General features: G+C 54.4%; 22 protein-coding genes, 1 tRNA gene and 3 pseudogenes. 14 read left to right on the forward strand and 12 right to left on the reverse strand.

The features are described 5' to 3' along the window. Positions 1-38: 38 nt before the first annotated feature. Positions 39-377, reverse strand: coding sequence for a hypothetical protein (locus Q0908_RS09155; RefSeq protein WP_299283293.1), 339 nt, complete (start codon positions 375-377; stop codon positions 39-41). Positions 378-450: 73 nt separating this feature from the next. After that, positions 451-993 (reverse strand): hypothetical protein, encoded by a 543-nt coding sequence (locus tag Q0908_RS09160; RefSeq protein ID WP_299283294.1) that lies wholly within the window; start codon positions 991-993, stop codon positions 451-453. Between the two features lie 210 nt (positions 994-1,203). On the opposite strand from Q0908_RS09160, the gene Q0908_RS09165 reads away from it, so the two are divergent. Continuing rightward, positions 1,204-2,238, forward strand: a complete 1,035-nt coding sequence (locus Q0908_RS09165) for a caspase family protein (RefSeq protein WP_299283295.1) — start codon at positions 1,204-1,206, stop codon at positions 2,236-2,238. Here the strand turns inward: Q0908_RS09165 and Q0908_RS09170 are convergent. Next, on the reverse strand, positions 2,235-3,215 hold the full coding sequence (locus tag Q0908_RS09170; protein ID WP_299283297.1) for a hypothetical protein: 981 nt from the start codon (positions 3,213-3,215) through the stop codon (positions 2,235-2,237). The two genes, Q0908_RS09165 and Q0908_RS09170, sit on opposite strands and share 4 nt — an antisense overlap. Before the next feature lie 574 nt (positions 3,216-3,789). After that, a pseudogene (locus Q0908_RS09175) lies at positions 3,790-3,885 on the reverse strand (IS5/IS1182 family transposase); the annotation flags it as partial. Between the two features lie 65 nt (positions 3,886-3,950). Here Q0908_RS09175 and Q0908_RS09180 point away from each other — a divergent pair. After that, positions 3,951-4,109 (forward strand): annotated as a pseudogene (locus Q0908_RS09180) (IS3 family transposase); the annotation flags it as partial. Positions 4,110-4,155: 46 nt separating this feature from the next. Here Q0908_RS09180 and Q0908_RS09185 read toward each other — a convergent pair. The 3 genes from Q0908_RS09185 to Q0908_RS09195 form a co-directional block, all read right to left on the reverse strand. Next, entirely contained in the window at positions 4,156-5,565 is a 1,410-nt protein-coding gene (locus tag Q0908_RS09185; protein WP_299283299.1) for a hypothetical protein, read from the reverse strand. Positions 5,566-6,337: 772 nt separating this feature from the next. Then, entirely contained in the window at positions 6,338-8,170 is a 1,833-nt protein-coding gene (locus tag Q0908_RS09190) for a pentapeptide repeat-containing protein (protein WP_299283301.1), read from the reverse strand. 562 nt (positions 8,171-8,732) lie between these two features. Next, positions 8,733-11,201 carry a DEAD/DEAH box helicase family protein gene (locus Q0908_RS09195; RefSeq protein WP_299283303.1) on the reverse strand — a complete coding sequence of 823 codons (2,469 nt, stop codon included), beginning with the start codon at positions 11,199-11,201 and terminating at the stop codon, positions 8,733-8,735. A 390-nt stretch (positions 11,202-11,591) separates the two neighbouring features. On the opposite strand from Q0908_RS09195, the gene Q0908_RS09200 reads away from it, so the two are divergent. Both Q0908_RS09200 and Q0908_RS09205 read left to right on the forward strand, forming a co-directional pair. Next, on the forward strand, positions 11,592-12,083 hold the full coding sequence (locus tag Q0908_RS09200) for a DUF488 family protein (protein ID WP_299283305.1): 492 nt from the start codon (positions 11,592-11,594) through the stop codon (positions 12,081-12,083). Then, positions 12,067-12,843 carry a hypothetical protein gene (locus tag Q0908_RS09205; RefSeq protein WP_299283306.1) on the forward strand — a complete coding sequence of 259 codons (777 nt, stop codon included), beginning with the start codon at positions 12,067-12,069 and terminating at the stop codon, positions 12,841-12,843. Before Q0908_RS09200 ends, Q0908_RS09205 begins: the two co-directional genes overlap by 17 nt. Before the next feature lie 117 nt (positions 12,844-12,960). Here the strand turns inward: Q0908_RS09205 and Q0908_RS09210 are convergent, their stop codons facing one another. The 3 genes from Q0908_RS09210 to Q0908_RS09220 form a co-directional block, all read right to left on the reverse strand. After that, positions 12,961-13,383 (reverse strand): thermonuclease family protein, encoded by a 423-nt coding sequence (locus tag Q0908_RS09210; protein WP_299283307.1) that lies wholly within the window; start codon positions 13,381-13,383, stop codon positions 12,961-12,963. Then, positions 13,383-13,805, reverse strand: a complete 423-nt coding sequence (locus Q0908_RS09215) for a hypothetical protein (RefSeq protein ID WP_299283308.1) — start codon at positions 13,803-13,805, stop codon at positions 13,383-13,385. The genes Q0908_RS09210 and Q0908_RS09215 overlap by 1 nt, the downstream gene beginning before the upstream one ends. Positions 13,806-14,266: 461 nt before the next feature. Further along, positions 14,267-14,584, reverse strand: a complete 318-nt coding sequence (locus tag Q0908_RS09220; RefSeq protein WP_299283309.1) for an H-NS histone family protein — start codon at positions 14,582-14,584, stop codon at positions 14,267-14,269. A gap of 285 nt (positions 14,585-14,869) precedes the next feature. On the opposite strand from Q0908_RS09220, the gene Q0908_RS09225 reads away from it, so the two are divergent. The 4 genes and pseudogenes from Q0908_RS09225 to Q0908_RS20410 all read left to right on the forward strand — a co-directional run. Beyond that, positions 14,870-15,136: a hypothetical protein gene (locus tag Q0908_RS09225; RefSeq protein WP_299283310.1), complete on the forward strand. Its 267-nt coding sequence runs from the start codon at positions 14,870-14,872 to the stop codon at positions 15,134-15,136. 362 nt (positions 15,137-15,498) lie between these two features. Next, positions 15,499-16,005 carry an antirestriction protein ArdA gene (locus Q0908_RS09230; RefSeq protein ID WP_299283311.1) on the forward strand — a complete coding sequence of 169 codons (507 nt, stop codon included), beginning with the start codon at positions 15,499-15,501 and terminating at the stop codon, positions 16,003-16,005. Positions 16,006-16,094: 89 nt separating this feature from the next. After that, positions 16,095-17,840, forward strand: coding sequence for a ParB/RepB/Spo0J family partition protein (locus Q0908_RS09235; protein WP_299283312.1), 1,746 nt, complete (start codon positions 16,095-16,097; stop codon positions 17,838-17,840). A 441-nt stretch (positions 17,841-18,281) separates the two neighbouring features. Beyond that, positions 18,282-19,241: pseudogene (locus tag Q0908_RS20410) on the forward strand (recombinase family protein); the annotation flags it as partial. Between the two features lie 3 nt (positions 19,242-19,244). On the opposite strand, the gene Q0908_RS09245 reads toward Q0908_RS20410, so the two are convergent. Together Q0908_RS09245 and Q0908_RS09250 are read right to left on the reverse strand one after the other, a co-directional pair. Then, positions 19,245-19,661 (reverse strand): hypothetical protein, encoded by a 417-nt coding sequence (locus Q0908_RS09245; RefSeq protein ID WP_299283314.1) that lies wholly within the window; start codon positions 19,659-19,661, stop codon positions 19,245-19,247. A 121-nt stretch (positions 19,662-19,782) separates the two neighbouring features. Beyond that, positions 19,783-19,872, reverse strand: a tRNA-Ser gene (locus Q0908_RS09250). Between the two features lie 220 nt (positions 19,873-20,092). On the opposite strand from Q0908_RS09250, the gene Q0908_RS09255 reads away from it, so the two are divergent. The 6 genes from Q0908_RS09255 (at position 20,093) to Q0908_RS09280 (ending at position 25,737) form a co-directional block, all read left to right on the forward strand. Continuing rightward, positions 20,093-21,013 (forward strand): SPOR domain-containing protein, encoded by a 921-nt coding sequence (locus tag Q0908_RS09255; RefSeq protein WP_299283315.1) that lies wholly within the window; start codon positions 20,093-20,095, stop codon positions 21,011-21,013. Between the two features lie 21 nt (positions 21,014-21,034). Continuing rightward, positions 21,035-22,201: a D-alanyl-D-alanine carboxypeptidase family protein gene (locus Q0908_RS09260; RefSeq protein ID WP_299283316.1), complete on the forward strand. Its 1,167-nt coding sequence runs from the start codon at positions 21,035-21,037 to the stop codon at positions 22,199-22,201. Further along, positions 22,198-22,827, forward strand: coding sequence for a dTMP kinase (gene tmk / locus Q0908_RS09265; RefSeq protein WP_299283317.1), 630 nt, complete (start codon positions 22,198-22,200; stop codon positions 22,825-22,827). Before Q0908_RS09260 ends, tmk begins: the two co-directional genes overlap by 4 nt. A gap of 197 nt (positions 22,828-23,024) precedes the next feature. Continuing rightward, complete coding sequence (locus Q0908_RS09270; RefSeq protein ID WP_299283318.1) at positions 23,025-24,140, forward strand: DNA polymerase III subunit delta'; 1,116 nt, start codon at positions 23,025-23,027, stop codon at positions 24,138-24,140. Next, the gene (locus tag Q0908_RS09275; RefSeq protein ID WP_299283319.1) at positions 24,137-24,937 is read left to right on the forward strand and encodes a TatD family hydrolase; all 801 of its coding nucleotides are present in this window, start codon (positions 24,137-24,139) and stop codon (positions 24,935-24,937) included. Before Q0908_RS09270 ends, Q0908_RS09275 begins: the two co-directional genes overlap by 4 nt. Beyond that, entirely contained in the window at positions 24,934-25,737 is an 804-nt protein-coding gene (locus tag Q0908_RS09280; RefSeq protein WP_299283320.1) for an MBL fold metallo-hydrolase, read from the forward strand. Before Q0908_RS09275 ends, Q0908_RS09280 begins: the two co-directional genes overlap by 4 nt. Positions 25,738-25,788: the final 51 nt, after the last annotated feature.

Raw genomic sequence — 25,788 nt, forward strand, 5'->3', positions numbered from 1 at the left:
CAAGGGCGGCAACCGGGACAGAAGTGGGCGGAATTTGCTCAACTAGCTGTTGGCAGGCTCAAAAGCACGATGCCAAGAAAAAGCAATCCGACGGCCAACGCTTGGCGCATCGTCAGAACCTCGCCGTAGGCGACGCCAATGGCGACAACGGCAAAAAGCCCTGCGGCTGACGTCACCGTCGACAAAACAGCAATGGGTTGATCAGAACGCCCCAGCAAAGACAAATATACAACCGAGGTCGCGGCCCATGCCAAAGCGCCCGCGATGGCCGCGACACCTGATCCAGACACTTCGGCATGTTTCAAGAAACCAACCCCCACGACGTTCAGCGCCGCGCCCAAACACACCAAACCTATAGACACCAAGATTCCGACCATCACGGCCTCCCAAAAAAGTTGACCCGCCCTGAATGAACGGAGCGGGTCTGATCTGCGGGCGAAGGATGGGCGGCTATTCGGCGGCACTCGTAAGTTCTTCGCGGCGGTAGCGGTCGATTTTCACGGCGACATCCTCCCAGAACATCAACGAAAGCAGCGACTTGCTCACGCTTTGGCTTGACGGATCGTCCATCTTTTCGAACTGACGATTGAGGGTCCTGCGACTGGAGCTGCGGAAAGCCTCTTCGAGCGATAGTAATGGAACGCCCAAGTCGATGAAGACCGGCAAGTCCTTTACATCATAGACCACTTGCTCGCCCGTCCATTCCATCCTCGCAATATTCAAGGTCACAGGTGCGAGATCGAGCATTTTAACGCGCTTTGGCATGTTCTTTGGTTTCGGAAGACGCGCTTTGATCAAGCGATCTTCTTCGTGCCAATCCAATACGGTGTTGCAAATACTATTCCGCACAAGATTGGCGGTTTCGCCCCAGGGACGAATTTGTTTCGCCAGCCAGGATTCATGAAGAGGGTCGCGCAGCTGGGTGTTACGCGCGCCAATGACAAAAGGGACTTCAGGTGTGTTTTCTTGTGGCGGTTTTTTCTCTTTGCTCATGGTACAAACTCCATTTGAAGTTTGCGTAAGGGATCCTACCGGAACCATTTCCGGCCGCGTGACGTCTTCCAAAGAGTCGGTTAGAATCGTCCCTGTTTGGGACCACGAATATTTTTTTTGAAAGAATGTTGGGGGACCACGAATCGTTCGAACGTGCGAAATTCATGTCAATCTTCAAAAAAGATCGGCAAACATGGAGAGGTTTCTTAAATGCTCGAAAATGACAAAGCTGCTGTAGTCGTCGGCATCGACCACTATCCGGGACGAAACATGCTGTATGGTTGTTGTAAAGACGCGAAGCGCGTTGCGGAACAGCTTTCCAGAAATGATGACGGAACAAAAAATATGGAGGTTTCGCATCATTTGAGCGTGGACTTGCAATCCGTCACGCAGCCCTCAATCATGGAGAGCATTGAGGATATGTTCGCATCTACCCTAAAATGCGCGGTGCTATATCTCGCAGGACATACGACGATTAACACTCGAACGGACGACGTGGTCTTAGTTACGCCGGACAGCGATGGTCGCGGGCAAGGCATCAGCTTAAACGAAATCATGATCCTTGCAAATGATGCGTTTCCCCGGGTTCAATCCTCCATCATCCTTCTCGACACTTGCCATTCTGGCGCGTCCGGCGATGTACGAAAAACTGCAAATCGTGCGACGTCTTCCATGATCGGTGAAGGCGTTACCGTTCTTGCTGCAAGTGGGCGCAAACAATCTGCGAATGAGAGCAATGAAGGTGGCGTTTTTACCAGCTTGATGATTGAAGCATTGAAGGGCAGCGCCGCCGATCTCCTCGGTCGTGTGACACCTGCTGCCGTCTATTCATTCATTGACCAGAATTTTGGCGCTGTCGGACAACGGCCCGTTTACAAAGCCAATGTTTCGCGTTTCACGAGTTTGCGTCAATGTCAGCCCAGAATAGATGTTGGTCATCTTCTTTCATTACCAGATTGGTTTCCGGTCAAAGCAACAGATCCGACAAAACAAGACTTCTACCCATTGGATGAACGCTACGAGCCCAACCGAGACAACGTCCCGAAAGAGATGATGGCTATTCCGCCGGACCCGAAGTTGACCAAGATTTTTGCCGGGCTTCAGGCTTGCAATCGTCAAGGCATGGTCGTCCCCGTTGATGCAGAACACATGTACTATGCCGCAATCAATAGAACAGGCTGTAAGTTGACACCCTTAGGGAAGCACTACCGCAACCTCATTGATAAAGGGCAGCTGCTTTCTTAATCCATTCCCGATGGTCCGGCTTGCGGAGCGTCAGAACCTTCCGCGTGTCGGGCCCACGACATTATTGCTCGCCGTTCGTCTGGCGCAGTGAAGTCATCATGCGTCACATCTGGAGAAACACCCATCACTTTTAAAGCATCGGACGTTTTTAAGTAAATCAAGTCAGCGAGTGTCATTTGGAGTTGAGCTATAGGGTCGGTTGCCAGTGCCGTCTCATCAGCGGGAAGTGGAGCACAATTCAATGCAAAACGATTTCTGCGATCTAAAATGGTCGGGTCAAGCTGCGCTTGCGCTAGCCTGACTGATAAATCAACCAGAACTGGATCGTGCTCAGTATCGTCCTTGACACCACGAATGACTTCTGACGTGAAGTCGGCATCGCCCAATAGAACTTGCACACAAATCATTTCGCTTTCACTTGCCGTTACATGAAGTGCGGTTTGACCTGTCTTTGGATCAATCGCATTTATATTTGCGCCATCAGCGAGTGCTATTGCCATAGAAACAGCATCTCCACTCTTTGCTGCGTTTAAAAAAGCCAAATCAGCCTCAGAAAAATCATTACTCATACCTCTCTCTTTCGTTAACAGTTCTCCTCCAAAAAAAAATCTATTGGAATATTTAAGTATATTGCTTTTTTGCCGCCTCGTCAAATTAGAGGACTTTTCCAAATTGTCGAAATTCAACGGCGCAATTCTAATTACTTCACACAATTTTGACCCTCCTGCCGTGGTCAAACGTATTCGGTCATCAGCTCTTACAACCCCTCCAGTTTCCGGCGTCCGACTGCCAACTGTGTGATCATCAACGATAGCATAGCGCAAATATGTACCAAGCCTATAAATCCGGCCAAATTCTTCAGAGAGTCTGTCATAGTATCCGTCATCCATGCGTCGTTCGAAGACAGAAACCTGCTCGGAGCGCCGTCGGGAATACTCACGCATCGCTCGAAACAATTCGTATTCTAGCTTGGTCATACTGGCTCTCGCCAAGGTCACTGTATAAATCAGCGCAGCCGTAGCAGAGGAGTTCTCTCCATAGTACAGTCCGGCCATGTCTTGTGCGGACGAAACGGCGCGCTCGCTTCTCTTCGACTTTCTAGAAGGTTGTTTAGTAAGAATTGGTTGCTCTACTGAAAGGAAACCCTTGGCTTCCAACAACAGAACACATGCTTGAAGCGTCTGAGGGCTTGGGGGCTTTCCTTGCACGACGAAGCGTCTTAGCGACCGTTCTGAAGCATTGATCTCACTGCCATTGGCTAGTGCTACAGGGTAGGCAGACATAACTCCCGACAACCATCGCATAGCACTCGACGGAAACGGATTACGTTCGAGAATGTAGCAAAACAAAAGGGATCTGGTTGCAGTTTCGTGTAAAGATAAATTTGTCATTTTAACTTAGCAACTGCCTCAGCATGCTCCATCCTAGTAAGATCGACCCGCTAACGTCAGTTGATGCGGACGTTCTAGTGGACCATTAAGCTGTTGTTCACCAGATAGTCTGGTCAACATTCATCAAATATACAACACACTTGCTGACTGGGGTCAGGGTTCATACCCAGAGCACGACGACAGCAGCCAATGTGCATGTGGATAGGAAGACCTTAGGGCACCTGTCGTAGCGTTTTCCGACCCGCCTCCAATCCTTGTGACCTGCCCCCCTGAAAACTCCAATGATTTAAGCTAGCCTGTTTTCCAACTAGGAAACAAACGATGAAGGAAAACCATTTCAACGAAAAGCAGATAATCGGAATACTGAAATAGCATCAGTTTAGGCCTGGAGCTAAGGAGCTCTGTCGCAAACACGGAGTCAGCGATGCAATGTCTTACAAGTGCTGGTCGACGTACTGTGCCATGGAAGTGTCACCTAGCATATAATGCTTACTTTACAGAACTTGAACAGACTTTCTCAAAAACACTAACCGCACTCCAAGTAACTCTTTGGAAGTTTCAAAATTTTTGGGCAGCACTTCAATGCTAATCCAAATAAAAAATAGCAGAAGATAAACATAAAAAATGGAGTAAGCACGATACCTACGCCGTTTGGCAATTCAGGAAATGTAATTTCTGCCACTAAGACTGATACATAACCAAAAAAAACATACACGGCAGACATAATTACGCAATGCAGAATCTTAAAATTATTTTTTTCAAAAAAACGAACTCCTATGTGCCAGGTTGCATAGCATTGAGACAACAGGCCCAAGCCAATTGATAAACCAAGAGTATCCAAAAAAGACAAGGCGTTGCCGAAAATTAAGGCGAGAATAAACAATGCAAGCGCACAAAGTATAAAGATAGGAAATGCCAAGACCGGTGTAGATGCAATAGTCTTGGCATACTTCAATCGGAAAGATTTTTCGGACGCTGCTTTATCTCGCACGCCAACGAAGCATTCGATTGCAGTCTGCGAATCCCATTTGTATCCTAAATTAGTGTGTCGCAGAGTTTTTTCATTTAACCCAATCATACCACCCTTGGGAGAGTAACCTGGTAAAGCAGTCCCGAAATCATCTAAACAAATTTTTCGAAATTCCTCCCATTGCGCTTTCGATCCTATATCCTTACTACGATACGAACTTTTTAACTTAGTCTCCCCAGGCATTACAATTATAGTTTTCCCTTCATAATCCATACTATGGATGTACTTGAACTCTTCATATGCTGAACTGTTTCTGCTAGAAAATGGTAGAATTATTACGAGTTGGCTCGCGTCAATATACTTCGCAACAATTGGAAGCCAGATCCCGATGTCTTCGGAGCCAGCGTCACGAATGGGCATTCCGATAAGATCCGGATGTTCCCAACCAAACTTTAAAATCCTAAATTTTGGGTATGTTGCCCTCACCAAGTTGTACTCAAGATTTTCTGACAGCAAGAAATCCCCATCTAGGAAATCAACAATCTCATCAAGTACAGACCAAAAGTAACTATTGCCAAGTCGTCCATCAAAAATAAACTGCCTCAAGAACAGGATGGAGCGGACCTCATAATCAAGCTCTTGCTTAGCCAATTGTCTCCTAATGAGATTAGTTGATGTTATTTGCGCACCCGCATAAAAGTATGCAACGACTAGTCCTGCTAAAAATGTGAATAAAGGCAGAAGTTCTGCCATGCCAAATGCCCCAATATTAAATTCTTTCTGCGATTTTATTTCAATTTCTGTGCCAACTATTATTGAGGCAATAATAACGGACAGAAAAATAGGCATATAGGTGAGTTTAATATTTTTTGTCACCGCAAGAAGGCTTTCAAGTGAGTGCTTTTTCAAAGTACGGGTTACTGGCCAAAAGAAAACACCAATCAATCTTTCTTTGCCAATGATCAAATTTCTAACCTTGATTAATTTTAAAATTACGTATTCGCAAAATTATAACTGATGCGTTTCCTGCCGTCATTGTGATAACTTGCATAAGGCAATCGACGAAAATTGATAAGCCGTATTGTAACGATCTTCGAGATGCTTATAGTTGATATTACACCACACCGCAACGTACTGTCGACCTTTTGTGCTGGGCTCGCAGGCATACTTGCGGTCGGAAGCGTTCACTTTCGAATTATTCGCACTGATTGCAAACGAGAGCCTTTGGCACTCGCAAACGAGAGCCTTTGGCACTCGCAAGATGTGTGCTGGCAGACAACACATCTAGGCAAGGGAGCCCGCTGCGCGCTCCCGTTGCATCCCTCCGGCTCAAAACTTCAAAGAGGTTACGCCATTAGCGGACTTTGATCGGGCAGTGCCGCGAATGGCAGTTAACCGACTGTGGACTGGAAACGACCACGTTCCAAGTAGCAGACGGTGTTTGTTTCAGTTTGCCAGATATCTCCCGGGACCAGTCATTGGCCATGCTGCAGAATTGGAGGGGTGTGGGCTTGGTGCTGCGCTTAGCCGATGGCGTGCCGATGACTGTTGCCAGCCCGAAGCCGACGTTGGATCCAGCGGGATAGGTGACTGCTTGGCGGGACAATGCGGACATTGGCCTCCAAGCGGCGAAGGGCTGCTTTTGAACATGTGATAATTACGATTCGGAACGTCGCCGGTGTCCGGTCTGATGTCCTTCGGCCCTAGTCACCGTTAGAATTACGCGAACAGGCTGAACCTAGTCCGCAAAATCGAACTGTTCCGTTGGAGCAATCTCCGGCTCGGCCTCAATGATCGGAACTACAACTTGCCTATTGCACACTTCAATATTTTCGAAGTCACCTGGGTTTCTGGATCCAATAATGGTCTCCTTGACAGCGCATTCCTCTATGCCGAACAACACAATCTCTCCATCTGAAATCGTCTCAGGCCAATCCATTGGAAGGAAAGCTCCATCAAAGTTCACGCTTTGAAAATCGACATCCTGAAACTTGTCATAGGAAGGGAGCCAAGCACCGTGGAAACTGACGTTTGAAAGAATGCTCCCTGAGAAATTTACATACCGCAGATCAGCATAGCTGAAATCGACGTTGCTGTAGACTGTGCCTTCCGCGGCGCCAATTTGGTCACGCGATCCACCAGGGGACACGCCGGAAAAATTGCCTGAAATCGCAAACTCCCTCTCGTCTGATTGTAACGAACTTTGCCGAGTGTCCAGCCAACTGGGCGTATCAAACGACGATGCCATCCACGCCTCTAGAAGTCTTGTGAGGTTGCGGCTACCGAAAAACGAAAAGCTCGTGTCGATTAAACTAAACTGCCGATTTTCGAAGAACTGCTGCGTTCTTAGAGCGGTGGTTGCTTGGAGTTCAACAAAGTCAGGGTCAAAAAACTCGTTGGTCAGATCATCTACAATCCCAAGGAAATCACCGCCCCGTTGCTCAAGCTTTTGCACTTGCTGATCAACAACTCCCCACCTTAACAGGCTTTCTAAAGTGTCGCCCTCAAGTTGGAAGCTATGGATTTCCGCCAATGGTCGATTGAGATCTAACGCTCGGACCGAGTAGTGGTTTTTGGGTCGAGGCGTCGCAAATGAGGATTGGTTGTTTTGACTAAACTCATTGACCATGTCGTATAGCCAACGGTCAGACGGGACGATCGCTCCTTCTAACTGCCAACCAAAAATTTCGGAATCACGGAAACGATATGCTGGCGGTAGGATTGCTTGACGAAAGTCGGTATTTCGGAGGACAGCGGAGTCAAAGCTTGCATCCGCAAGGTTGGCATGTTGAAAATTGGCACCTGATAGATTTTGCCTTGCGAGTGAAACATTTTCAGCGTCCGCGTAAGAAAAGTCTCCGCCGCGAACGATATCTCTCAGTTCAACCCCTGAAGCGGCGAGACTAGATAGCAGCTGACCTCTTTCTGGCGAAAGGAACTCGGTAAGATTACCAGCCTCATCCAGGCGACGATAGGGCTGCAAGGCTCGGCTGAAGCTTCTAGCTCGCGCAAGCAATTGCTGCGATGGCTTGGACTCCAAGGTCAATTGATCCAATATGGCAGTTAATTCAAAGTTTAAGGAGGCTCTCCTTGATGCTTCAGCAAGCACGTTTTGGGTTTGGATCAACTTGTTTTGTTGATCCATTCTCTCGATCTGGACATAAGCAACTAAGAGTGTAGATACCGCGACCACGCCGCCGAGAGCCATCGCCACATAGGCCATCGCTTGCGACGCCGCCACGAACCCGACCGCAGTTTTTACAAGAACTGTGATGGCAGTGCGATTGTCTTCAACGATCTCTTGAACGTTTACCTCTGGGTCATGGATGATATCTTTTGAGCTTTGCAGAAGCTGGATCGCTCTGGCAGAAGTCAGCAGTTTGAGCCTATTGGTAGAATAAATTCGGGCGACGATCCCGAAGATAGCGATTCCTAGGCCAAGACCACACAACACTAGCACCATTGATTGAAGTCCATCCCTGGCAGTGGGCGTCTCAACTACAAAAACAGCACCAACGCCGAGCATCATCCCTATGGTTACAAATACTAAAGCCGTAACTGTAGTCCGCATGATCAAATGGCCCTCGTCTGAAATTACCTAGAATACAATAATGAGCTTCGAAATTTAAGGCCATCGAAGATGATTGGTGGCGCGTAACTTTTGCAGCCGACATCCTATGCGTCCATGCCTGTGGATGAATCTCATGTTTGTATTCGTGAGCCCAAAAACCGTACTTACGCCTGTTGGTGGTTGACCTACCTGTGGCTACTATTGATGGACGAAAGTCAGATCACGTTACTCGGCGCTGCTGTGCCGTGGTCAAAGGATACCCGGCGATTACTTTGCTGCGCGCGCAGCACAAAAATATAATGGCTGGGTTGGGCTCTTAGTTGACCTCGGAGGCGGTGCAGCATCCATGCGACAACCGACCCAAGCCACCTTCAGTCTCGGCCCAAACCGGAATTTGACCGTGGTGTCGAACGCTGCAGCGCGGCTTCTCCAAAGCGGACATAAGCGCACTGGGGCCGCATTGGACCGGTTCAAGGCCTGTGCCTTTATATTCCGACTATGTCATCGACAAAAAGGAACCGCGGCAGAGGCCACACAAAATCTGCCAGCACTATGACTTTAATTAGCGACATTCACGGGTGAAATGCTCTAGTACCATCTCAGCATTGAGGTCGTTTTCCGCCAAGAGCGCCGCAATACGTTCTACGCTGCGTATCGCGCTTTCGTCGCTCGCCAACGCACGAATAAATGCCGCCATTGCTTTTTTGAGTGCCTTGAGGTCCTTTGGCGTCATGACGCGTGTACCCTGAGGGACAGAGGCAGTCGGACCGGCCTTGGCGTGAGGGTGAATAATCACCGGTACCGCTTCGACTGCGCCGTACTGACCACTGAACCAGGTCATCGACTGTTGGAGTTGGCCTAGATCTTTCTTGGAAATGCCATCCTGAGATGTCACGCCGTTCTTACACTCTATGACAGCAAACATGTCTCCGTGAAGGTGCCAAAGGTTGTCCGGACCTTCGCCAAAGCGCTTCTCGGGTCTTTGGCATGATAATCCTATAAGACGGCCAGCATCGTCTATGGCTTGCTCAAATGGTTCTGAGGTGTCCGGGCGAAACTGAAGGTCTTCCGCGAGCGCATCAACGAAACGAACGCGGTCATAAGCCTCCAACATTCTCCCTAGATAGGCCTGTGATGCCTCAGCTTGCCGGATCTCTCGGCGGCGCAAGGCATCGTAGTCAACACCTACGAGAGGTCTGAGAACCTGCATGTTGTGCTTTCTAGCTTTCACGAGACGGGCCTGCGCAGCAGTTGGATCAAAACTTTGCCTATGAAAAGCCTCACGGACGAGGAGCCAGGCCTTCAGGCCAGGGTCAGTTGCCTTCTTTGACTCTTCCTCCAAGATGTCCGCAGCGCGTTGATCTCCGTCCAACCATGCCGAGTCAAAGGCACGCCGCAGATTGACTGAGGTGTCGTCAAGCCTGAGCGCCTTGTCAGGCCTAATGCTGGCGCGGGCCTTACGACTACCGGTAGTCCAAATCTTTTCTTGATCGAGACATAACATCATCGTCTCATGCAGGTCATCAATCGAACCACCCTGAGACTGTGCTGCCATCCTCTGCGCGATATCGATCTGTTTTCGTGTCGCGTTAGAAAGAAGTAGCTTGCCTTCGACGGACAGAAGGCGCTCAGTTAACCTTGCCCCAAGCAGGAGGACTACGCAATGGTCGTCGACCGATCGAACCCCACGGCCCATCCCTTGTTCGATCCGTTCAATCTGGCGACGCAGGCCAACTGTGCCGTTTCCAAGGATAACGTTATCTACGCGTTCAATTAGTGAATTTGCCTCCGGCAGGCCATCGATAACAAGTACCCGGCAAGCGTCGTGAGGAAGATCGACTCCATCGTACCGGTTTACGAGAACTACGAGGCCAACATGCCCCGCCCGAAGGCGCGCAACGCCAGGCGATACTTGATCTCCCATCAATACTTCGGTTGCTATCCCTCTCCAGTCGTCCGCCGCGCGCTTCGATGGCACAATAACAACGCAATTCTTGTCCTGAGCGAGATCGACGATTAGCTGCTTTATTTCCTCGCGTTTGATGTCGCGATTGATTTCCTTCGGAAGCAGAATCATCCGGTCTCCCATCGCATTCGCGACGTCGGGGGTCACTGGATCTGCAAGAGTTTCCGGATCTGCGCCGAAATGCGTCACGAAAACCGAGTCATCTGCAAGCGTCGCACTCATGTAAATTCGGCGCTTTGCCGCTTCAAAGGACGGGATCATTGAAGGAATAGGAAAGAGAGGATCAATCTCAATCTCCTTGCCTCCTATTACGATGCGACAGAGATGAAGGTGGTCGGCAAGAAATGGATAGTTGAATGCCAACTCATCAGTCTCTTCGTGCTCCGTTAGGATGTGAAGGAGCTCGTCTGCTTTTTCTCTTACATCCCAGAAAGGGACCTCCAAATAGTCATGCGGATCGCCGGCCTTGATTGACAGAGCGGCTGAAGCGCTCTGCCTTCCTAGGGCTGTCTCGAACAATTCACCAGTCTCTCCGTATGCTGGATGGTCCGATTTCAGTCGAATTCGAAACTGGTTCGCGACCGTCGCAAGGCACGCATGAGCATCGTCTATGATGATTGCACCAATTTTGAGTTTTACACCTCTCCTACCAACGCCAAATATTGATTTTCCGTTGAAGAGCTTGAAGATGTTGGTCACATAAATCGCGGAGCCCGCGCGAACGCGGGGGTCATTCGCATTATCTGTCGCTTCGATGCCAAGCGCTTCAGCTTCAGCTAAAACCTGTTCGGTAAGGTATTTGTCCGGTGTGAGATAAACTGCCGGATGTACGTCTTCGTTGATACAGCTCTGAAGTATGAGAAGACCAGACGTCGTCTTCCCGCCGCCAGTATCGAGCTTGATGACTGTGTCACGTTGGTCTCGGCCGCGATACCAACCGTCAAGAATATCGGCCTGTACGTCCCTAAGAAATTCGAAGCGTGGCGTCTTGTCGAGGAGACCGAATATTTCGCGGGGGTTTGTCGGCTGTTCGCTGCTGTCGCCGAAAATATCATCCCAATCCATAGTGCAGGTCTCCTATACAAAATAGAAACCGTATGGTGGACCCGACTTTGTGGCGCAACCCTGAATTGATATAGAATTCGCGCATAGCGAGCACCAGAATGCTTGGCGCTGCCCGCATACACTGAGCAGCATCGGTTATTGTGGGCTCAATGCGGCCATCAGGGTAAGCGCAGAACCTGCCTTGACGAGGACCCGTTGCCTGCCACTGGCGGCCCAAAGCTGCCCATAGTGACCCTGATCAGCAATCCTTCTTGGATCCGTTGATGTAATACTGACACGAGTCTGGCAACATCTGGCCCATGTCGTAACGGCGTTGTCGCCTTTGTCGTACTTTGGGTACTACAAATCGCGCAACAAAAAATGAGATTTAAGCAGTTAGGAGAGAAAATCATGTTTGACCAAGCGGGCGATAGCGTCAAAGCGCGGCTTATGACTATCGGATACGAGGGGGCAGAAATTGCCGACTTTATCGCGACGCTCCAAGCTTCCAACGTGACAACCTTAGTTGACATACGTGAACTACCTCTTTCTCGAAAAAAAGGCTTTTCAAAGAACAAGCTACGCGAACAGCTTGAAGCGTCAGGTATCACCTATATGCACGTAAAACAGTTAGGCGACCCAAAGTCCGGTCGCTTGGCAGCACGTGCGGGCAACATGAGTGAGTTTCGCCGTATTTTTGGTGACCATATCAAGTTGGACGCAACCCGCGAGGCTCTCCGAGAAGTTGTGCCCGTAATAGAGGCGGGCGGCGCGTGTCTTTTGTGCTTCGAGCGTTGTCATTCCGATTGCCACCGGTCTATCGTTGCAGACGAGTTGGCAAAGCTGGCCGATTTTGAGCTGGCACATATCGGAGTAAAGCAAGGCATTGCAAAACAGCACTGACGCTAAATCAGGTACCGCAGAAACCATTGTACTTATCAAAGCGGCCCCTGTTATCGGGCAGAAACACGGCGAGACCGTATGTTGCGCCGGGATAGATATATACGGCCATTGGCACCGTATGTATCCGGTTTCCTTCCGTCTCTTAGAGGACGCTAAACGCTTTGGCCGATGGGATATTGTTACCTACAATTGGCGAAGGCCCACTGATGACGACCGCGTTGAAAGCCGTCACGTTGATAGCCAAACGCTCGAAATCTCTGGCTGCATGAAGAAAACCGAGCGGGCCAACTTCTTAGACAACCATATCGTTACGAGCCTCAAAGCTGAAAATGAGGCGGGCCGTTCGCTTGCATTGCTTCGCCCAACGATCAAAGAATTTGTGATTGTCGCGAAGTCACGGAGCGAAGTTGCTACCGAACAACGCAAGATCGACAATTATCACGCTCAAACCGATATGTTTGCGCCGCCGCCAGGCGTACCCCGCGTAGCGTGCCCATACGAATTTAAATACAAATACCGCACCGATGACGGTGACCGCACCGGGACGTGCCAAGATTGGGAAACCGAGGCCACATTTTACAAATGGCGCAATGAGTATGGGGAGCAAGGTGCAATAACTCATATGCAGGAGGCGTACGGGCACACGTTGCCTGAGCGTGGCTTGTATTTCGCCATGGGTACGCACTCACTCCACCGTGATACGTGGCTGATCAATGGCCTTCTACAGCTTAGGGCCACAAAGCAACCGTCGCTATTTTAGCGCCTCAAGTACTTGGCGTTCAAAAGCCAGCACAGATGCTTAGGCGGGAATGTCAGCTTTTTGCATGGTTCGCCGAAGGGATCGCGCGTGCAGCGAAAGTCTGCCTCCCCGCCAATCTCACCGACAGTAACTAGACTGCGGCAGTCTGCGACTATCCTTGATTTCGAACCTCTGATACTTGCCGCGCGAGTATCGCGGACAGTCACGTGCGAGGCCGTGTGCAATTGCCAAGGCCCCGATGTCTTCACCGGAAGGTAGATAGCACGTTCCAACCCATCGGTCATAGGTCCTTACGCCTGTCATGCTGCACGTGACCGGCTTTCGCAACACAAGATTTCTGAGCCATTTTTGACCCGCTCGGCCAACAGGCGTCTGGAGTTCGGGGCCGTCGATGCCATTAAAGCGAACGGCAAGGCCATTGACCTCGATGGTGTCGATATCGCGCACATGGGTCACGCGCCCTTCAATCCACTCTTCAGCCGGAAGGGCTGTCGATAGCGCGATGAAAAGTACGGCGGCGAGACCTGTCACATAGCGCATCAACAGGCGATCCTTTGGTCCGAGCATCGCTCATACAAAATAGCCTGAGTGGCGAGGATGACGTGGACGACGTGCATGGGATCTCTGGTTATAGCTGCCAATCCATCATCTATCGCGGCCTCCATCATCAAGGCTGTTCTCCGGTTGGTTGACGCATGCTCGAACTCATCCAATTCATCGGCCTCTGCAAGCTGTGCCACCCAGAGAGCGGCACACTCCTTTGAAAGCCTAACGGGCAACACGCCTGCGGCCAATGCAAATTCGAGAACGTCATAGATCGTGGAATAACTCAGGGCGGCGATGGGCCGATGCGTGCAATGTAGCGACCTTTGCAATAAGCCTCGACGCCAAAGCAGATCGAGCTGTACCGGAGCAACCTGCAGGAAGGCCGCGATCTCGTCTCGGCTGAGAGGAATGTGCATCAGCGGTCCCTGTCGGTTTCAATGGCGTTGATCCTTCATAGGACGGAGGTTGTTTATAATTTGTGTAAATCGATCGACGTGATGAAGGTGGTGTCTGTTCTGGATATGATGTTTATCGCTTCGGTTGATTGAGCTGAACAATCCCTGCTGTCTTTCCGGGCTGTCGTGTACGGAGCCTGCGCCTTGCTTGTCTCGGCCAGTCGGCATCCATCCCTGACAGGGTGTTGAGGCGACGTAGCCGCCACTTCATTTCATAGAGTAAGGCTTGAGGCGTTGCCCCTGGCGCACTTTGATACCAACAGATCGAAGAGCGGCTTCTTTTGCCGGTGCCACCGCTGTCCGTGGGGAAGGTCTGGGCGCATCAGGTTCCTTGCGCGGTGCTTTTGATCCGCCGTTCGGGTGACGAGAGCGACGCGTCGTTCAAATCACAGTGGTTGATCTGAACGATATCGCTTGGGCAATCACGTAACGATCAGCAGATCTTCCAGTGCCTTGCCGCTGGCCAATGCGTCTTTGATCCACTTCGGCTGGCGGCCTTTCCCCGTCCACGTCTTCGCAGGGTTTTCCGGGTGGCAGTATTTGGGGGCCGACTTTGTGCCCTTTGTCTTTGCGCCGCCCGTCAGTTCGCTCAGGGAAAAGCCCATTTCGGCTGCTTTTGCCTCCACAACGGCCAGTGCTTCTTTGCGTTTGCGCGCCTCATAGCTGTTGACGGCCTTTGTGGCGGCTTTCTGAATGTCTTTCAGCTCGTCCAGTGAAAGCGTGTCCCAATTGATATCCATGTCATGCATCCCTTTATGTTTTGTGATCGGCTACGTGAATAGACGTGCCGGTGCAATAGTTTGGCCGCACCTTGCGTTTTATTCATCCATGACGTGCAGTTTATCGCCTGTCACGGGGTAAACCTGTTCTAAATCATAGGTTTATTGATGCGATTGCGCGTCAATTGCGCGAGCGCGCAATTGCATACGTGAGTATGACCAGAGTGGAATTGCTTGATTCAATGGATGAGATGTGTTCCTTATTTGTTCCAATTGTTGAACCTATATTGAGTAAGGAGTAATTTTATGAGTAACGAACAAGACAACCGATTATCACCAACCCGCAAACCCAGTCTATTGGGGTATTCCGTGCGCCCGATTGGGGATGGCAAGAGATCGTCCTGGAGCAAGATTGCAGCCGCTTGGGCGCATAAAGACGGGGAAGGTTTTGAGGTCCGTTTTGACGCGCTGCCCGTCGATGGGCGGATGGTGTTTCGTGTGCCCAAGGACAATGATCAGCCGGATATGACCGACGGCGAGGTTATTGATCGCAGGCCGGACGGTTTGAGTTAGGCTTTTCCAGTTTACTGTGTGGGGAAGAGGCGTGCCGATGGGTGCGCCTCTTTTCTTTTGGGCGCATCCCTTCGGGCCAGGCTCGCGTGAACCACGCCCAAGGGCGGTCGTGGCCCTGCGGGCTTTGATCCTTTGCGTATCATTTGTCGGGGAGGCCGAGAGGCTTTGCCTCTTCTCTCCCCACAAGAAAAACAGATCGCAGAGAAGCTTGCTTTGACGGTTTCCGGCAGGCCGGACCCTCCGCCAAAGACAGAGCTTCTTTCGCCGATTTTTCTTGTCCCCTCCCATCTCCACTCTCGGCGAGAGCCAAGGGTTGCAGGCGCAACCCCTCCCCAAGGGAGGAAAAAGAGAAGGACAAGACCATGACCATTCAATTGCACGCACAGCCCTATGATTTGGCTGCAACAGGGTTCTATTTTGAAGACTATGACGACTACGCCCAGAAGGCCACCAAGCTGCGGAATGACTACGGTGATCCGGTCGAAGAGTTCGAGATTCAGTTCATTGATGGTGAGCACATTGATTGCGATCTGGCGCAGGCCATCGGGATCAATCAGGCCAATCTCAAGCAGTTCCTTGAAGCGGTTGAGGAGTGGGACGAGCACGACAAGACCCGTGTGATCCTCTCGGTGGGGGAGTGTGGCTATCGCTTTGATGCCAAAACCCAGCCCAGCGACTTTGAAGTCGATATCTACCACGTCGATACCATGCGCGACCTTGCTGAGCAGTTTGTCGATGAAGGGCTGTTTGGCGACATTCCCGAGCCTCTGCAATTCTACATCGATTATGACGCCATCGCGCGGGATTTGGCTGTCGATTATGCCACCGCCGAAGTGGCAGGCAATCATCTGATTTATCGCTGCGCATGATCAAGAGCGCAGCCCCAAGCCGCTCCAGCGAGAGGCTTCAGGGTGCGCTTTTGCACTGAACCAAATCAGCAAAAACAGGAGATAGACCCATGACTTTGCAACATATCAACATTGAAAACCTTTCCGTGTCCCCTTTGAACGTGCGCAAATACGGCGCAAAGGATTGCGCCGATCTGGTGACCAGCATCCGCAGCCTTGGCGTGCTGCAACCGCTTTTGGTGCGCGAGACAGCGGACGGCTTTGAAGTCATCGCAGGCCAACGCCGTTTTAACGCCTGTCGCATCATTGCGGAAGATGGCGACACCGATCCGCTGCCGTGCCTTGTGATGGCAGAGGGCGACGATGCGACGGCGATTGAGGCCTCACTCGCAGAAAACATCGAGCGCCTGCCCATGGATGAGGTGGATCAGTATAAGGCCTTTGCCACGCTGATCAAAGAGGGGCGGGAGCCTGCCGACATTGCCGCCACCTTCGGTATCACCGAACGGACGGTGTCGCAGCGCTTGGCCTTGGGGCGGCTCTACGCCCCGATCCTGACCGCCTATCGCAAGGGGGATATTCACGCCCGCGACATCCGCATCCTGACCATGGCAACGACAAAGCAACAAAAGGCATGGTGGGCATTGGTCAAAGACGAGGAAGCCTATGTTCCGACAGGGCAGCGGCTCAAGGATTGGCTCTTTGGCGGGGCGCATATCCCCGTTGCCAACGCGCAGTTTGATGTCGAAGCCTCTGGTCTTGCCGTGGTGTCCGACCTGTTTGGCGAAGACGCCTATTTTGCGGATGCCGAGGCATTCTGGATCAAGCAGGAAGAAGCCATCCAGATGATTGCCACAGGTTATGAGGTTCTGGGCTGGGCGGAAACCGTTGTCATGGAACGCGGCGCGTATTTTGCCACATGGGATCATCAAAAGACGACCATGAAGGACGGAGGACGGGTATTCATCACCGTGAGCCAACAGGGTGAGGTGACCGAACACGAAGGCTACATCACCCGTGCTGAGGCCAAGCGCCGCGAGAAAGCGGACACGAATGTCGAACCCGCGCCCAAACCTGAACTCACCAAAGCAGCCCAAAACTATGTCGATCTACACCGTCATGCCGCTGTGCGCTCCGATCTGTTGAGCCAAAGCGGTATCGCCCTGCGTTTGATCGCGGCACACATGATCGCGGGATCATCCCTCTGGCAGGTGGAATCCGATCCGCAAAAAACGGCAAAGCCCGAGATTGAAGACAGCCTTGCCCGCAATGTAGGCCATCGGCGGATGGTGGCCCAACGCGCCGACATCAAGGCTTTGCTAGGTATGGACGACGACACAGCACTCATGGACACCGCCAATGCATGGTCACCACGCCCCTGCATCACAGAGGTTTTTGCGACACTGCAAAGCCTGTCTGACGACGCCGTCACGCGCATCCTGACCTTCCTAATGGCAGACGGCCTGTCCGTCCACAGCCCGCTGATCGACAAACTTGGCGAGGCGATGGAAGCAGACATGCGCAACCACTGGTCACCCGAACCCCTGTTCTTCGATCTGGTACGCGACAAGCAAGTGTTGAATGCGATGGTGCGGGAATATGCGGGTGAAACAGCGGCGGATCAAAACCTGACCGCCACCGCCAAAACCCAACGCGCAATCCTGACCGCCTGTCTGGACGGAACCCGCGCACCAGAACGGGAAGACTGGATGCCATACTATATGGCGTTTCCAAGCGGGTCGTATCGGTATGAGGTCAAAGCCGTCGACAAGAGCGGTGAAGAGCCGAACGCAGCAGAGGACATTTCGGACACGGAAATCGATCTCTCCGAAGTCGAACAGGCCAAAGCCGCGTAACCCAACGAACTTGCTGGATGGGATTGCCCATCCGGCAAGTCTCTAAAAACGTTGGACAAAAACAGAAATCTCTGACATGATTAGGACTGTATTCCCAAAAATCCGCCCAAATTTTGGGCCGCAGCCCGCCCGGCTGCGGCCCGCACCGTTTGGCGCATGCGGATTTGCTTTCTTAACCAGTAACTTTGAAACGCGCGCCCCAACTAGGGCGCGCGGGAAAGTGTTTTTCATGTCCCCCGATCTCGACAAATACCGCCGCATCGGTGCAGCGGAAAGCGAGCACGGGCTAAGCGACGATGCCTTACTTGCCCTTTGGGCGTTTTTAGAAGCCGTCGCAGCCCGTACCGAAGATTATCCACCGATTTCCCCATCCAGCCCCACTACCAAACGCGACGCCACAGCCGCAAATGGGCTATACTCAGACCGACAGGAGGCCAGCCCATGACCACAGCCGTGATATACGCCCGCGTGTCTTCCAAAGCGCAGCTCAAAAAAGGCGACGGCCTTGCCAGCCAAGAATCCCGTTGCCGTGATTTTGCAACCTACAGAGGCTATGATGTCGTCCGCGTGTTCTTTGAGCGCGGCGTGACAGGCCGCATCGACGACCGTCCGGCCATGCGTGAGATGCTGATGTGGCTGCGCAAGCACCGCAAAGACAGCCCTGTTGTTATCATCGACGACATCTCGCGCCTTGCCCGCAATCTCGAAGCACATATCAAGCTACGCGCCACCATCGGCGCGGTCGGCGCTCAATTGGAAAGCCCGTCTATTGAGTTTGGCGATGACAGCGACAGCCGCCTGATCGAGAACATGCTCGCCAGCGTGTCCCAACATCACAGCCAGAAAAACGCCGAACAGGTGCGCCACCGGATGACGGCGCGCCTCAAGGCGGGGTACTTCTGCTTCTGGGCACCGACGGGCTACACCTATGTAAAAGGTCAGGGCGGCGGCAAAGTGTTGGAGCGTGTTGAGCCCACTGCAAGCCTTTTGCAAGAAGCGTTGGAAGGCTTTGCCTCGGGCCGCTTTGAATCGCAGGCGGACGTGGCGCGGTTCCTCGCACCGCACCCGATCTTTGCCCGAGATGCCAAGGGTAACATCCACCCACAGCGCATCAAGAACCTACTCACCAACAAGATTTACGCGGGCTACTATGCCTACAAGCCATGGGGCATCGGCCTGACGAAAGGCAAGCACGAGACGCTGATCTCGTGGGAGACGTTTCAACGCATCCAAGCCCGTATAAATGATCGTACAACTGCGCCGCAAAAGACCGTCAGCACCGACGACTTTCCACTGCGCGGCTATGTCGCCTGCGACGGTTGCGGGCATCCCATGACAGGCTATTGGGCAAAAGGGCGCAACAAGCGCTATCCTTATTACGAGTGTTTCCAGAAAGGCTGCGATCTACGCCGCAAGTCGATCAAACGCGCTGACATCGAAGACGCTTTTGAAAACCTCTTGCAGTCCCTCACCCCAAGTCGCGGCTTGATCGCTGTGGCTTCGGAAATGTTCAAAGATATTTGGGACGGGCGCATCACGCAGTGGCAAACACAGCGCAAAGCGCAAAAGACAGAACTGGTCCGCATCGAGTCGCAAATCAGCAAAACAGCGGATCGTTTGATCGACACAACAAGCACCGCCACAGAACGCGCCCTTGAGGCCAAAATCGACAAACTGGAAGCACAGCGGGTAAAAACTGCAGAAGACCTCGCATTTTCGAAACCAAAACCCGAAGACTTCCAGCGGAAATTTCGAACCGCTCTCACGTTTCTCACAAACCCTTGGAAACTCTGGGAAACAGGCAAAAGCAGCGACCGACAAACCGTCCTGAAACTGGTTTTCGACAGCCCCATCCCATATGCGCGAAATAGAGGGTTTCGAACCGCCAAAACTACCATACCGTTCAATACCTTAGACGATATCGATGGGGTAAGAAATAAAATGGCGGAGACTGTGGGATTCGAACCCACGGGACGCTCTCACGCCCAACGGTTTTCAAGACCGCCGCATTCGACCACTCTGCCAAATCTCCGTTGATGCTGCTTTAGGCAAGCCCACGCGATTCGGCAAATGGCACCCGAAAGACTCACTTCTTGGGGAAATATGCCGATACCGCACGCGCCCGCTTTTCAGACCGTACGGCCCGCGCTATGGTGCGCCCACAACCCCGCGTGACGGGGCAAAAAATCGTGTCGAAAACGGCACTGGCCGGATACCGGCCCCACAGGCAACAGCAGGCAAGGACTCGGTCCATGAGCAGAGCATTTTCCCTTTCCACCCTCCGCAGCAGCGCAGCCGTCATGCTCGCCCTAGGTCTTTTGGCCGGGTGTGATGAAAACGGACAATTCGTGGCCATGCAGGCCAACAAATCCAACACAGCCACCGAAGGCACGCCCAAAGCAGGGGCCGCCGTCGAAACAATCGAGCGGGATGTGGAATCCCCGGATGTCTTTTCCGCAACCGAAGCGGGCCTCTGGGACGGACGCCCATCCTTGGGCGGTGTATGGGTCGCCCACCCCGATGTGACCGAACCCGAGCGGGTCATCATCCGCAACACCACCAATGACAAGTTTGTGGTCGGGGCCCTCTTCCGCCGGGAACGCGACATTCCGGGCCCGCGCCTGCAAATCAGCTCGGATGCCGCCGAAGCGTTGGGGATGTTGGCGGGCGCACCAGCCCAGCTCAACGTGACCGCCTTGCGCAAAGAGGAAGTGACCGTCGCCCCCGAAGTGACCCCCATTGACGCCGACACTGTCGCTGCTCCTTCGGATGTGACCGCCACCACGCTGGACCCCATCGAAAGTGCGGCTGCGGCCATCGACGCGCCCACACCAGCAACCGAGACTGAGAACACGACAACCGCCGCCTCGGGCATCCAGCCCGCGGCCGCGCCAACCCCAACCCCTGTGGCCGCTGCAACCCGACCCGCAGCGTCCAGCCTTGATCGCCCCTTCATCCAGATCGGTATCTTTTCGGTACAAGCCAACGCCGAGCGCACCGCCAAGCAGATGCGCAGTGCCGGTGTCATCCCCACGGTCAAAACCTTTGACCGTGATGGCAAGCCGTTCTGGCGCGTCGTGGTCGGCCCCGCCGCCACGAAATCCGAGCGGGCGCAACTGTTGACCAAGATCAAAGGCGAAGGGTTCACTGACGCATACGCCGTTCGAAACTGACCGTTACAGGAGACATCGCCCGTGATCCGCACCCTCGCTGCCGCCGCCTTGCTGATCTCAACCACTGCCCTGCCGCTTGCCGCCTTCGAGACGCGGGCCCAAGCGGCCTATGTCATTGACCACACAACTGGCACGGTCTTGCTGAACAAGAACGCGGACGAACCGCTGCCGCCGGCCTCAATGTCCAAGCTGATGACCCTGTACATGGCGTTTGAGGCGATTGAGCGCGGCCAGCTGTCGATGACGGACGAGTTGGTCGTGTCGGCCCATGCCAACAGTTTTGGCGGCTCGACCCTGTTCCTCAAGGAAGGCGAGCGGGTGTCGGTCGAGGATCTGGTGCGCGGCGTGATCGTGCTGTCGGGCAATGATGCCTGCGTGGTGATCGCCGAAGCGCTCAGCCCTGACGGCACCGAGGCCGGCTTTGCCCGCCTGATGACCCGGCGGGCGCAGGAAATGGGGATGACAAACTCGACCTTTGCCAATTCCAGCGGGTGGCCTGCGGCCGGGCATCGTATGTCGATGCGTGATCTGGGGCTACTCTCCCAACGGTTGCTGACGGATTACCCCGAATATTACCCGATGTTTTCGGAAACCGAGTTCCTGTTTGACGAAAACGAGTCCTCTAACCGGTTCAACCGCAACCCCCTGCTCACGCTTGGCATCGGGGCAGACGGGCTGAAAACAGGCCATACCCAGGAAGCAGGCTATGGCCTGGCCGGATCGGCCAAGCAGGACGACCGCCGCGTGGTCTTTGTGCTCTCGGGCCTTGATACAGCCGCCGCGCGCGCGCAGGAATCCGAAGCCATTGTCAATTGGGCCTTCCGCCAGTTTGCGCAGCGCACATTGGTGGACGCAGGCGAACGCGTCGCCACCGCAAGCGTGTGGGAAGGTGGCGAACCCGAGGTCGGGCTGGTCTCCTCCGAAGATATCACCGTGTTGCTGCCCGTGCTTGCAGGCAAGACCGTGTCAGCCGAAGTGGTCTATACCGGGCCGGTGCAGGCCCCGATTGCCGCAGGAACAGCCTTGGCTGAACTGGTGATCCAGCCCGAAGGACTGCCTGAACAGCGCTTTCCACTGGTGGCCGAAACCGACATCGCCCATGGCGGCTTCCTTGCCAAAATCTCGACCGCAGCCCTGTCGTTGATTGATCAGTGGACCACACGCGCCCCATCCGAGGATGGCGCGTGAGCGCAAAAGGTCACTTTATCAGCTTTGAAGGAATCGACGGATCGGGCAAGTCCACCCAAGCCCGAATGCTGGCCGATGATCTGCGCGCAGCCGGGCACGATGTGATCCTGACGCGCGAACCCGGCGGCAGTCCGGGGGCCGAAGAAATCCGTGCACTGGTGCTGCAAGGCGACCCGGACCGGTGGTCTGCGGAAACCGAATTGCTGTTGTTCACAGCCGCGCGGCGCGACCATCTGGAACGGGTGATTAATCCGGCTCTGGCAGAGGGCAAGATCGTGATCTGCGACCGCTTTGCAGACAGCACACGAATGTATCAGGGGCTCAGCCGGGGCGATCTGCGCGGCAAGGTCGACGCCCTCCACGATCTGATGATCGGGCGCGAACCCGACCTCACGATCCTGATCGACATGGACCCCGGCCAAGGGCTGTCACGCGCCAAGGGCCGCCAGGGCCATGAGGAGCGGTTCGAAGATTTCGGCGCGGATCTACAAACCAAAATGCGCGCAGGCTTCCTTGCGCTGGCCAAGGAATTCGCCCCCCGCTACCGGATCATCGACGGCGCGGCCAGCATGGATCACGTCGCCGAACAGGTACGCAACGCAGTGCAGGCCTATCTGACACCCTGACCTTTTTTTGATCCCAAATACCGCAGGGGAATCGTGCCAGCGATGGGGGCGGAGCCCCCTGAACGAAACGCTCCCTGCCACCGGCGGGGGGGGGGGGCGGAGCCCCCTGAGCATCGCTCGCCGCAAGGCGGCCTTCAGACCACACCCGACGCGCAATCCCTCTCCCCTTCCGCAATGCGCTCTGCTACATCCTGCCCATGGCTGATGACATACTCGATCCAACACGCGTGCCCGGGGCACCGCACCCCCGCGATACCGTGCAGCTGATCGGGCAGGACAAGGCCGAAGCCGCGTTTCTGGATGCCTTCACCACCGGGCGGCTGCACCACGCGTGGCTGATCACCGGCCCGCGCGGGGTCGGCAAGGCGACACTGGCCTGGCGCATCGCGCGCTTCCTTTTGGCCACGCCAGACCCCGACCCTGATGACATGTTCGGCGCACCGCTCCCGACGACCCTCGACGTCTCGCCCGACCACCCCATCGCACGCCGCATCACGGCCAACGCGGAACCGGGGCTGAAATCCGTCCACCGCACCGAAAATGAAAAGACCAAGCGGCTGCGCGATCAGATCACCATCGACGATATCCGTGCGCTGTCGGGGTTCTTTCAACTCTCCGCCACCGATGGTGGACGTCGTGTGGTGATCATTGATGCGGCAGACGACATGAACGTGAACGCCGCAAACGCCCTGCTCAAAATGCTCGAAGAGCCGCCCGCGCGCACCACCCTGCTGCTGATCTGCCACCAACCCAGCCGGTTGCTACCCACCATCCGGTCCCGCTGCCGCACCTTGCGGCTCGGGCCACTTGATGCGGCGCAAATGGGCACCGCCATGGCCAACGCCGGCGTTGATCCCGGCCCGGATGGGGCCGCGCTGGCCGAACTCAGCGCAGGGTCCGTTGGCGAGGCCATGCGGCTATCGCTTCTGGATGGGCTCAAGACCTATGGTGAAGTCATCGCCCTGTTGGACACCATGCCAAACCTCGACCGCGCCCGCGCGCTGGCCCTCGCCGAAGCCGCAGGCGCGCGGGGTGCCGAGGTCAAACTGGATCTCCTTTACACGCTCATCGACGTGGCTCTCAGCCGGTTGGCCCGCACAGGGGCCGGGCACCCGCCAACGGTCGAGGCGGCACGCAATGAGGCGGCCATCTTTGCTCGCCTTTGCGCCAGTCAGGGCCACGCGCGGGCTTGGGCCGAAACCGCGCAAACCGCACTGGCGCGCGCGCGCCATGGACGGGCGGTCAACCTTGACCCCCCTGCCCTCGTCCTTGATACCCTGTTCAAACTCTCAGCGACGGCCCCCGCACGATGACTCCAGAGATCACCGACAGCCACTGCCACCTGGATTTTCCGGACTTTGAGGGGCAACTGGACCAGATCATCGCCAACGCCGCCGCCGCTGGCGTCACCCGCATGGTTACGATCTGCACCAAACTGCGGCTCGAACCCCAAGTGCGCGCCATCGCCGAAGCCCACGCGCCCGTGTTCTACGCCGCAGGCACCCACCCGATGAGCGCGGCGGACGAACCGCTTGCCTCAACAGACGAGTTGATCGCCTTGGCTGGGCATCCCAAATTCGTCGGCATCGGCGAAACCGGACTTGATTATCATTACACCTCTGACAGCGCCGATATCCAAAAACAATCCCTGCGCATCCACATTGCCGCCGCCCGCGACACAGGTCTGCCGCTGATCATTCATGCCCGCGCAGCAGATGAAGACATGGCCCAGATCCTGACCGAAGAATACAGGAACGGTGCCTATACCTGCGTCATGCACTGCTTCTCGTCCTCCAAAGAACTGGCGCATGCTGCGCTCGACCTCGGGTTTTACCTGTCCATGTCCGGCATCACCGCCTTTCCGAAATCGCAGGACCTGCGCGACATCTTCGCCAGTGCACCCATCGACCGGATACTGGTCGAAACCGACGCACCCTACCTTGCCCCGCCTCCGCACCGGGGCAGACGCAATGAACCCGCCTACACCGCACATACCGCCCAAAAAGCAGCCGAGACGTTCGGGATGCCCTATCCCGATTTTGCAGCCCAGACGCAAAAGAACTTCAACCGCTTGTTCTCCAAGGCACGGGCCGACACAGTACAACCATGAGTGTGACGACCACCTTCACGATCCTTGGATGCGGGTCCTCCGGCGGGGTGCCCCGTCTGGGCGGGCATTGGGGGGCCTGCGATCCGCACAATCCCAAGAACCGGCGGCAACGGTGTTCCCTTCTGATCGAGCGCAAAGGGGCAGAGGGCGCCACAACGGTGCTGATCGACACCTCGCCCGATCTGCGCAATCAGTTGCTGTCCACGGGGACCGGGCGGCTGGACGGGGTGATCTATACCCATTCCCATGCCGACCATGTGCACGGCATTGATGATCTGCGCATGATCGTGTTCAACATGCGCGCCCGGCTTCAGGTCTGGGCGGACGGGTACACCCAAAACGACCTGATCGCGCGGTTTGGATATGTGTTCGTGCAACCTGCCGGGTCGCCCTATCCCCCCATTCTCGATCTCAATACGATCAAGGGCGACGTGGTCATCGACGGCCCCGGCGGGCCGATCACTCTGACCCCGTTCGAGGTGGCGCATGGCGGCATCGACGCCCTCGGGTTTCGCGTCGGGGATGTCGCCTATCTGCCGGATGTCTCGGATATCCCCGACGCGGCATGGGCGCATCTCACAGACCTCGACTGCTGGATCGTGGACGCGCTGCGGCGCGACCCGCACCCGACCCACAGCCATCTGGCCAACACTCTGGACTGGATCGAGCGGGCAAAACCCAAACAGGCGATCCTGACCAACATGCACAACGATCTCGACTATGACACCGTCATGGCCGAAACGCCTGCCCATATCGAACCTGCCTATGATGGGATGACGCTCGTCACCCGCACCCCCTAGCCTTTCATTGTTCCCACAAAACTCCCGCCGAAGGCTCTCGCGGCTTCAGCG

Source organism: uncultured Tateyamaria sp., assembly GCF_947494755.1.
Lineage (GTDB): Bacteria > Pseudomonadota > Alphaproteobacteria > Rhodobacterales > Rhodobacteraceae > Tateyamaria.